Genomic DNA, 9,804 nt, shown 5'->3' with positions numbered 1-9,804 from the left:
TATAAAATTAGCCACTTCTCTTTTTTCATTTGCTTATGAATGGAATTCGGGAAAATATAGTTTAGAAGACGTAATCGCTGAAACCCGAAAAAGAGATTTGGGCACTGGTTTGGAAATAATTGGTTTTCAAAGTCTAAGAGGCTTTCCGTACATTTCTTATGAAACCGAAAAAGAAGTAAAAAACTTGCTCGATAAATACGAGTTTGAGCCAGTGGCTTTGGATGCCAATATTGATGTGGGTATCAAACGACACGCTAAAATGAGTATCGACGAAACCGTAGAATATATCAAACCGCAAATTTTGGCGGCTCAAAAATTGGGTTTCCCTATTCTTCGTTGTCAAACTACCGCCCCAGCTGAAGTATATCAAAAACTCGTACCATTTGCCGAAAAAGCCAATGTAATTATGGGTATAGAGCTACACACACCTTACAGTGTCGACCACCCTTCTGTTATCAAAATGGCAGAAATGTTTGGTCAAATGCAAACACACGTATTGGGTTTTATACCAGATATGGGTACATGTATGCGTGCTATTCCTGATGCTTTACTCACCAGCTTCAAGACTTCGGGAGTAACCGATGAAATGATAGCAATTACCAAAGAAATTTGGCATAAAGATATGCCAACAACAGCCAAATTTGGAGAATTGGCTCAAACATTGATTCCAATGGGTGCCACACCACCACAAATAGGTCGTTTGAATATGGCATTCAGCATGAATGGACGCCAACCTATTGAGGCTTGGGCAGAAATTATGCCTTATGTAGTGCATATACACGGTAAATTTTATGGTTTTGATGAAAACGGAGATGAACCAAGCATAGATTATCCTACTATTTTCAAGGTTTTCAACGAAGGCGGTTTCAATGGCTATATCTCCAGCGAATACGAAGGTTCAGCCTTTACCGATGAGTTCGATGCCTTCGACCAAGTTGAAAAACAACATCAACTTTTCAAAAGAATAGTAAATGATTTGTAACTAATGGGAAACATAGTTTGGCACATTTCAAATCAAAAAATTAATAGAAAACGCTCTATTGAAAGAACACATAGCAGTAGATGCTTATTAAAATGACTAAAATGAAAACCGATGTATTAATTATAGGCTCTGGCCCAATAGGTGCCACTTATGCCAGAATTATAGCTGAACATAAACCTAACGTTAAAATCGTAATGATAGATTTAGGCCCGAAAATTTCGGATAAAATAGGGCAGCACGTAAAAAATATTACTGACCCAAAAACTGCTGAAATAGCTCAAATCTTATCGCAAGGCAATAAAAAAGAGCCATATCCAATGATTTCGGTGGCCGAGCGTGCAGCGGCAGTTCAACGTGGCGACCTACGTCCTGAATTTTTGGCTCGTGCCGGCACGCATTTGGTAATAGATAAAATAGCAGATTTGCAAAAAAATGAAATGCCCGCTCTTTCACTTTCGAGTAACCTCGGAGGAATGGGAGTTCATTGGACTTGTGCCTGCCCAAGACCAGGAAATGAAGAAAGAATCCCCTTTATTCCAGCTTCAGAAATGGACGATGCTCTTACAAAAGCAGAAGAAATTTTAAGTGTGAGACAAGATGCATTTCCGATGAACGAAGTAGGTCAAACCATCTTAAATGTGCTCAATCAAACCCTCGGTGCGGCACATTCTCCTAAGCGAGAAGCTCAAGCAATGCCTTTGGCTTGTGGGAAAGATGCCGACGGAAACCGTTATTGGACAGCTACCGATACGATTTTAAAAGACACTTTAGAAAATACAAATTTTGAAATTCGTTCAGAAACTATTTGCCGAAAACTGATTCATTCTGAAGGTAAAATTACTGGTGCAGAAATTGAAGATTTGACCTCAGGAATTAAAGAAATGATTGAAGCCAAAATAGTTATTGTGGCCGCCGATGCAATCCGCACGCCTCAATTATTATGGGCCTCGGGCATTCGTCCAAAAGCCTTAGGACATTATCTCAACGAGCATCCATTTATTTTTACATTCGTAGAACTCAATATTCCAAATGCTCAAAGTACTACGTCAAAATCTCATGACCCTCTGACAGGAGTATTTTGGGTACCTTTTGATGCACCAAACCATCCATTTCATGGACAAATTATGCACATGGATTTGTCTCCCATGAAAACAACAGTCTCTGATATATCAAAACACATTGTCGGATTAGGCTGGGGCTGTTTGAAAGAAGTAAATTTTGATGACCAAATCGTTTTTTCTGAAAAAGAAAAAGATTATCTTGGAATGCCAAAAATGACTTTTAAGTATAAATATTCTGAAAATGATTTAGCATCTATCGAAGCGGCCAAACAATTTCAAGCTAAAGTCATTGCGTCTTTCGGAAAAGAAATCGAAAATGGGCAACAAACTTTAATGCCTGCCGGTTCGTCGCTGCACTACGAAGGAACAACCCGAATGGGAGTTGAAAACAATAGCGAATCGGTATGTGATACATTTGGCCAAGTTTGGAACTTTGAAAACTTATTTGTTGGTGGAAATGGTGTAATTCCAGTGGCGACAACCTCAAATCCTACACTTACGAGTGTTGCTTTGGCGGTGCGTTCGGCAGAAAAAATTGTAGAAAAACTATGAAAAAGAGCATTGGTGGTGAAGCTATTCCGATAATTGATACAACTCAATTGGAGTCAGAATTATTATTTCAGGCTGGTATTCCTGTTTCGTCGCTTACCGCCAACGCTCATACATATTTTCATATTAATCGAGTGGAGGATTATTTCAGAATGATTGATTTTCCACTTCCTTCAGACCTACAACCTCGCCGTATGACGGTTTATAATTTCTTTTTTCTAACAAAAGGATTAAGTAGTCGAAGTAGTGGTTTAGATACCTACGAGTTTGGCGAGAATACTTTTTTTTTCGTACCAGCTCATCAGATTACAACTCATAAATTTATTCGTAAAGATGTTGAAGGCTTCTATTGTCATTTTAATATTGAGTTATTAACTGATAAAACTAATTTAAGAAACTTACTAAAAGAGTTTCCCTTTTTGGAGTTTAATAGTTTTCCTTTAGTAAAAGTCGATTCACAAACAAGGGGTTTTGTTCTACCTCTGCTCGAACGATTATTGATTGAATACAAATCTGATAAACAAAACAGTTTTGATATTTTTAGGTCTTATTTGATAGCACTTTTTTCGGAATTAAAACCATTTGTCGAAACTTCAACTCCTGTTTCGGCAAATGCTGCTTCCTTGATTACTGAACAATTCAAAAAAGCACTTTCAAAATACATTTACGAAAAAAACAAGATTACCGACTACGCTGAGCTGCTCTCAATATCGCCCAATCACCTCAATAAATGTGTAAAAAATACATTGGGTAAATCAGCTCACGATTTACTCAACGAGATGCTATTGCTCGAAGCCAAAGTTTTGTTGAAACAAACCAATCTAAACATTACCGAAATTGCCTATAAAATTGGTAAAAACGAAGTAACCGATTTTGCTCGCTTTTTTAAGACTCAGACAGGCATGCGACCTACCGAATACCGAATGTCGAACTGATAAACCCCAACTTACTTCTCCAAAACTTCATGTTTATTCAAAAAGTAAACATTTGAAGTATTTTTCATTTTGAAATTCTCATTTTGTTCTTAAATATTTCTTTTTTCTCTGATTTTGCATAGTATTCGCCTTAAAATGCAAAATAAATCTGCATTTACTAAATTAATTATGTAACATTAAATCTTAGATAATAACAATTTTAAATATGGCATAGAATCCTCATTTTCTTTCTCAAATGGCTCACGTAGAGGTATTGACTACTGACCTTAACAAATCGGTTGAATTTTTCAGAGATGTAGTTGGAATGGATGAAACAGGCAGAAAAGATACTTCAGTTTACCTCTGAGCTTAGGGAGATTATTTTCATCATACATTAAAGCTCACACAAAGCGAAAAATCTGGACTCGGACACATCGGCTGGCGTGCAGATAGTGCCGAAGCACTTGAAGAATGTGTGGCTCATCTTGAAAACTTAGGTGCTGGTTTAGGCTGGGTAGAAGGTGATTTAGGACATGGAAAAGCTTACCGTTTTAAATCTCCAGACGGACACACCCATGAAGTATTTTGGGATGTAGTTTGGTTGCGTGAAACTGGCGAAAGAGGCAGTATTTATGCCGACCGCTGTAGTAGAAAAGCAAGCCGAAGACGTACCTTACGACATGACTTGCCATAAAGATTCGGAAGGAAATGCCTATGATTTCGGCTTTGGTTTGAACTGGAAAGGCATCATCAAAGATGCGAGGGTGGCGAAGTATAAAAAGTAATTTATTAAAACAAACTTTAGAGAGTACTCAATCTTGGGTACTCTTTTTTTATACTCGGAGAATGTTCGACAGTTATTTTAGTCTTACCAAAAACAAAAAAAAGCAGTAGTAACAAAACGCTACTACTGCTTTTCTCGAAAGCTGAAGAAACTTTCAGCATTCAAATTTATGATTAAACTAAGTCAAATCTGTCAAGATTCATTACTTTGTTCCATGCAGCAACAAAGTCTTTCACAAATTTTCCTTGAGAATCAGCACAACCATAAACCTCGGCCAATGCACGTAACTCTGAGTTCGAACCGAAGATTAAGTCAACACGAGTTCCTGTCCACTTCAATTCACCAGTTGTACGGCTACGACCTTCAAACACATCTTGATGTGCCGAAGTTGATTTCCAAGTTGTGTTTAAATCCAACAAGTTTACGAAGAAATCGTTTGTTAGACTTTCTGCACGATTTGTAAACACACCGTGTTGAGATTTATCAAAATTAGCGTTTAGCACTCTCATACCACCCACAAGCACTGTCATTTCTGGCGGTGTCAAGGTCAATAATTGAGCTTTATCAACCAACATTTCTTCGGCAGAAGTTGTGTAGTAGCCTTTGGCATAATTGCGGAAACCATCAGCAATTGGCTCCATTACCGAGAACGACTCAACGTCTGTTTGCTCTTGAGAAGCATCCGTACGGCCAGGAGTAAATGGAACAGTGATAGTTTGACCAGCATTTTGTGCTGCTTGTTCGATTGCTGCACAACCTCCCAAAACAATCATATCTGCAATCGAAATCGCTTTACCATCAGTTGCAGAGGCATTAAATTCGGCTCTGATGCTTTCTAATTTTGTCAGAACTTTATCCAACTGTACTGGATTATTTACTGCCCAGAATTTTTGTGGAGAAAGACGCACACGAGCACCATTGGCACCGCCACGCTTATCCGAACCACGGAACGAAGATGCCGAAGCCCAAGCAGTTGATACTAATTCAGAGATTGATAAACCTGATGCAAGGATTTTTGCTTTTAAAGTAGCAATGTCTTGTTCGTCGACTAATTTGTGCGTTACCGCTGGGATTGGGTCTTGCCAAATCAACTCCTCAGTTGGAACCTCTGGCCCTAAATAGCGAGCAACTGGACCCATGTCGCGGTGTGTAAGTTTAAACCACGCACGAGCAAAGGCATCGGCAAACTGGTCAGGGTTTTCAAAGAATCTTCTTGAAATCGGCTCATAGATTGGGTCTACTCTCAATGCGATATCAGAAGTAAACATGATTGGAGCGTGGCTCTTTGCAGGATTGTGAGCATCAGGAACCAAACCAGCACCAGCACCATCTTTCGGAATCCACTGATGAGCTCCCGCAGGGCTTTTAGTTAATTCCCATTCGTATCCGAATAAATTTGCGAAATAATTATTGCTCCATTGTGTTGGGGTTTGAGACCAAGCACCTTCCAATCCACTCGTAATTGTGAATTCGCCATTACCTGTGCCAAACGAGTTTTTCCAACCTAAACCTTGTTCTTCGATAGCAGCACCAGCGGGTTCAACTCCTACATACTGACCTGGGTCAGCAGCACCATGAGCTTTTCCGAAAGTGTGTCCACCTGCAATCAGAGCTACTGTTTCTTCGTCGTTCATTGCCATACGACCAAAAGTCTCACGGATATCACGAGCCGAAGCAAGCGGGTCAGGAGTACCGTTAGGGCCTTCTGGATTTACGTAAATCAAACCCATTTGCACTGCAGCAAGTGGACTTTCCAATTCACGGTCGCCAGAATATCTTTTATCTTCTAACCATTTTCCTTCCGAACCCCAATAAATATCTTCTTCTGGTTCCCACAAATCTTCACGTCCACCACCAAAACCAAAAGTTTTGAAGCCCATCGACTCTAAGGCACAATTACCTGCCAATACCATTAAATCAGCCCAAGAGATTTTTCTACCGTATTTTTGCTTGATTGGCCACAATAATAAACGTGCTTTATCGAGGTTACCATTATCTGGCCAGCTATTCAAAGGAGCAAATCTCAAAGTACCTGCACCTGCACCTCCTCTACCATCAGCCGTACGATACGTACCCGCACTGTGCCAAGCCATACGAATGAAAAACGGACCATAATGACCGTAATCTGCTGGCCACCAGTCTTGCGACGTAGTCATGAGTTCATAAATTTCATTCTTTAGAGCTGCTAAGTCGAGAGATTTGAATTCTTCGGCGTAGTTAAAATCTTCACCCATTGGGTTTGAAAGAGAAGAATGCTGACGAAGAATATTCAAATTTAATTGATTTGGCCACCAGTCACGGTTGCGAGTTCCATTACCTGCACTTGGTAATTTTACAGCACCGTGGTTGAAAGGGCATTTGGCTTCTCCACCTGCATTCGATGTATGATTTTCCATTTGAGATTGAATTGTTAAAATGATTAATTTTTTGCTATTGTGTTGTTGTTTGTATTTTTTCGATTTTCAAAATTACTAAACCTTACCTGATAAATCAAATCGAATATTTTTATAATAACATAGTTTTTATCTATAAATCATCGACCTAAATTATCAAATCAATTTTTAAATAAGTATAAAAAACACTTATAAAAAATGACTTTAATCAATACCGAAAAGAATAAGCAAACTAAGCTATAAAAACCTACACAATCTTCCGAAAAGCAGTAGGTGTAGTGCCCGTAAATTTTTTAAACTGCTTGCAAAAATGACTTTCATCGATATACCCAAACTCGTCGGCTATTTCTCCAACTGTTAGTTGGCTATAAAGTAGCCGAATCTCAATAAGTTTCATCTTATATTTGGTGATGTATTGCTTCAATGATTCGCCGGTGTGCCGTTTAAAAAAGATGCTAATGTAATCGGGCGAATAATTAAAGACCTCGGCCAAATGCTCAATCGTGAGTTTTGATGGCGAATAAATATGTTGCTTGATATAAACCAAAATCGCTTCTACCGAATCTTTCGTCAATGGATTGGAAGGAGGAGCTTGCTCGAACAGATTTCTGGCCAAAATGATTAGCATACTTTGCATGAGGCTTGTCCGAATACTATCAAAATATTTAGAATCTTGGTTTTCGTTTTCTTCTTCAAGCACCGCCAACAAGGCAAATAATTTTTTCTTGTCTTGTTTATTATGCACGATTGTTCCGCGGCCCTGCGACGATGTATATAATAGTGTATTGACAATCTGCTGCCAGAGGCCATCCTTATCTAATACTTGTTTTTGATGAATCGAATCATTGAAACGCACAAAACAGAACTCGGTAATGGCGTTAATCTCAAAACTATGGTAATCTTCTGGCCCTAACAGAAATATATCGCCCTCGGTGTAATCAAACGTATTGCCGTTGATATTGTGCTTTCCGTTTCCCTTCAAAATAAAAATTATCTCGAAATAAGAGTGCTTATGAACAGGGTGATTCCATTTGTCAGCCTCAAAATGGTAAATACTAAAAGGAGTATGTAGTAGGTAACGCTGCATCGTTTGAAAAGCTAGTTGAAAAGCACCAATTTATATTGGATTTTTACAACAAACAAAGTAACACTTCTAATTAATTTTGTAACTAAATTACGTCTGCGAGGCAAGAATAGGATATTTCTCAGTAAAAAAAGCCAATTTTTAGTATTTTCTATAGAAAATAGCATTTATGTGCATTGCTCTTTACAAAAGATTGAATAACGGAAATATACCAGCAAAACAAAGACTAACCAAGGATTAAAGCTTAAATAACAAGTAAACATGAAAAAAACAACACGAAGAAAATTTTTGAAAACCAACGCCATAGCACCTTTGGCAATGGCAACAACTTTGGGGTCGGACAAGATTCTTAAAAAAGAATTATTTGTGCATCACGTATATTTTTGGTTAAAAAATCCGAATTCGGAAGCTGATAAAGCTAAGTTAATTGAAGGTTTAGAAGCATTATCGAAAGTTGCAGAGATAAAAATGGCTCATATTGGTACGCCAGCCAGCACAAACAGAAGTGTCATTGAGCGTGGATACGCCGTTTCGTGGCTTTTATTTTTTGAAAATCTCGAAGACGAGGAAATTTATCAGAAACACCCAATTCACCTAAAATTTGTTGCCGATTACTCGCATTTGTGGGAGAAAGTAATTGTCTATGATTCGGTTGGAACGAAACGTAAAGGTTGATTAACAATAAACGCCACCAATTGCATGATTTTGGTGGCGTTTTGATAAAAATAGATACCTCTTTTTCGAAAAATCAATTGCATTGAGGATTATCTGTTTATCTAAATAACTTCGGGGCAAAATCGGCTAAATAAATTCGCCAGAGTTTCCAAATATGGCCTTCACCCGTTTCTAAGTATTCGTATTTCATTCCCAAGCCATCCAGTTTTTTTCTAAAATCTACATTATTTTGATACAGAAAATCATCTTTTCCGATGGCTATATAATAAAGTTTCAAGCCATTCTCTTTCTGCGTTTTTAGCGTAGCATCTATATTGCTATAGACTTTGCCAGTAGCATCTTCACGAGGCATTAGAGCGGCCGAGAAAAGTCCGACATAATCAAATGTGTTAGGAAAATACCTACTCACGTGCATCGTGTGAAAACCACCCATCGAAAGTCCGGCAATGGCACGATTTTGCTTATCTGCTTTTACACGAAAAGTTTTCTCAACATAGTTTACAATGTCCATAAAATTAGCTTCGTATTCGCCATTCATTGAGCGTGGCAATAAAAACTCAGGTTTATAGAACCCATCTTTTCCTTGTCCGTAGCCGCCATCTTGCACCACATTGCCGTTGGGCATCACCACAATCATTGGTTTTGCTTTTCCTTGAGCAATCAAATTATCCATAATCTGAATGGCACGCCCATGTGCCGACCACGAATCTTCATCGCCCCCAGCACCGTGCAATAAATATAGCACAGGAAACCTCTCGGCCGATTGCTCATAACCGGCTGGCGTATAGACAGTTAGTCTTCGATTCATCTTCAATCCCGCAGATGGATACCAACAATGTGTAACCGTGCCATGCGGAGTATCGTTCGTTTTATACAAATCGGCACGGCCATTTCCTACAACAAAAACATTGGTCAATGCGGCCGAATTTCTGAGAGCATAAGGACTATTAGGGTCATTGGTGCGAATGCCATCTACCATAAAAGTATAGCTATAAAGCTCCGATTCGAGTGGCTTTGAGGTGTAGGTCCAAAGTCCATTTTTATCTTTGGTAAGATTGATAGTTCCGGGGCCATCTTGCAAGCCAAAACGAGTTTTTACTTTTACTGGAGGCAAGAAATCGGATGTAAGCTGAACAGAATCTGCTTTTGGAGCTAAAAATCTGAAAGTTACCGAACCATCAGCATGTACTTCGGGAGAAATAATGTTTTCAAGTTCCTTGGGTACTTCTTGTGCAAAGGCACTTTTTAGAGTAAAAACTGCAATAAATAATAGGGAAGTGAGTTGTTTTTTCATGTTTATAGTTTTATGCCACGAATCGGTACGCCGATGCGGCACGAATAACATTCGATTTTCATTCGTGC

Annotated in this window: 9 protein-coding genes; 6 read left to right on the top strand and 3 right to left on the bottom strand. The window is 38.8% G+C overall.

Features of this window, described 5'->3' with window-relative positions; all coding sequences use genetic code 11:
• From ACOVO2_RS00725 to ACOVO2_RS00705, 5 genes are all read left to right on the top strand, one after another.
• A partial coding sequence (locus ACOVO2_RS00725) for a sugar phosphate isomerase/epimerase family protein (RefSeq protein WP_421768130.1) occupies window positions 1–982 on the top strand: 982 nt, incomplete at its 5' end.
• 101 nt (window positions 983–1,083) lie between these two features.
• Window positions 1,084–2,595 (top strand): GMC oxidoreductase, encoded by a 1,512-nt coding sequence (locus ACOVO2_RS00720; RefSeq protein WP_421768129.1) that lies wholly within the window; start codon window positions 1,084–1,086, stop codon window positions 2,593–2,595.
• Window positions 2,592–3,527, top strand: coding sequence for a helix-turn-helix domain-containing protein (locus ACOVO2_RS00715; RefSeq protein WP_421768128.1), 936 nt, complete (start codon window positions 2,592–2,594; stop codon window positions 3,525–3,527). The genes ACOVO2_RS00720 and ACOVO2_RS00715 overlap by 4 nt, the downstream gene beginning before the upstream one ends.
• 235 nt (window positions 3,528–3,762) lie before the next feature.
• The gene (locus ACOVO2_RS00710) at window positions 3,763–3,873 is read left to right on the top strand and encodes a VOC family protein (protein ID WP_421768127.1); all 111 of its coding nucleotides are present in this window, start codon (window positions 3,763–3,765) and stop codon (window positions 3,871–3,873) included.
• 108 nt (window positions 3,874–3,981) lie between these two features.
• Window positions 3,982–4,200 carry a hypothetical protein gene (locus ACOVO2_RS00705; RefSeq protein WP_421768131.1) on the top strand — a complete coding sequence of 73 codons (219 nt, stop codon included), beginning with the start codon at window positions 3,982–3,984 and terminating at the stop codon, window positions 4,198–4,200.
• A gap of 263 nt (window positions 4,201–4,463) precedes the next feature.
• Here the strand turns inward: ACOVO2_RS00705 and katG are convergent, their stop codons facing one another.
• Window positions 4,464–6,686, bottom strand: coding sequence for a catalase/peroxidase HPI (katG, locus tag ACOVO2_RS00700; protein WP_421768126.1), 2,223 nt, complete (start codon window positions 6,684–6,686; stop codon window positions 4,464–4,466).
• A gap of 244 nt (window positions 6,687–6,930) precedes the next feature.
• Window positions 6,931–7,770: an AraC family transcriptional regulator gene (locus ACOVO2_RS00695; protein WP_421768125.1), complete on the bottom strand. Its 840-nt coding sequence runs from the start codon at window positions 7,768–7,770 to the stop codon at window positions 6,931–6,933.
• A gap of 258 nt (window positions 7,771–8,028) precedes the next feature.
• Between ACOVO2_RS00695 and ACOVO2_RS00690 the strand changes: the two genes are divergently transcribed.
• Window positions 8,029–8,442 (top strand): Dabb family protein, encoded by a 414-nt coding sequence (locus ACOVO2_RS00690; RefSeq protein WP_421768124.1) that lies wholly within the window; start codon window positions 8,029–8,031, stop codon window positions 8,440–8,442.
• A gap of 97 nt (window positions 8,443–8,539) precedes the next feature.
• Here the strand turns inward: ACOVO2_RS00690 and ACOVO2_RS00685 are convergent, their stop codons facing one another.
• Window positions 8,540–9,736, bottom strand: coding sequence for an esterase (locus ACOVO2_RS00685; protein WP_421768123.1), 1,197 nt, complete (start codon window positions 9,734–9,736; stop codon window positions 8,540–8,542).
• Window positions 9,737–9,804 lie beyond the last annotated feature (68 nt).

It is taken from the genome of Emticicia sp. (assembly GCF_049241225.1).
GTDB lineage: Bacteria > Bacteroidota > Bacteroidia > Cytophagales > Spirosomataceae > Emticicia.
Note: the sequence above shows the minus strand (reverse complement) of the source record. Positions and strands in the feature narration are given on the sequence as shown.

Excerpts from the sequence above, each read along its gene's own strand:
- ACOVO2_RS00695 (WP_421768125.1), bottom strand. The coding sequence starts at position 7,770 with ATGCAGCGTTACCTACTACATACTCCTTTTAGTATTTACCATTTTGAG.
- ACOVO2_RS00685 (WP_421768123.1), bottom strand. The coding sequence starts at position 9,736 with ATGAAAAAACAACTCACTTCCCTATTATTTATTGCAGTTTTTACTCTA.
- ACOVO2_RS00715 (WP_421768128.1), top strand. The coding sequence starts at position 2,592 with ATGAAAAAGAGCATTGGTGGTGAAGCTATTCCGATAATTGATACAACT.
- ACOVO2_RS00720 (WP_421768129.1), top strand. The coding sequence starts at position 1,084 with ATGAAAACCGATGTATTAATTATAGGCTCTGGCCCAATAGGTGCCACT.
- ACOVO2_RS00690 (WP_421768124.1), top strand. The coding sequence starts at position 8,029 with ATGAAAAAAACAACACGAAGAAAATTTTTGAAAACCAACGCCATAGCA.
- katG (WP_421768126.1), bottom strand. The coding sequence starts at position 6,686 with ATGGAAAATCATACATCGAATGCAGGTGGAGAAGCCAAATGCCCTTTC.
- ACOVO2_RS00710 (WP_421768127.1), top strand. The coding sequence starts at position 3,763 with ATGGCTCACGTAGAGGTATTGACTACTGACCTTAACAAATCGGTTGAA.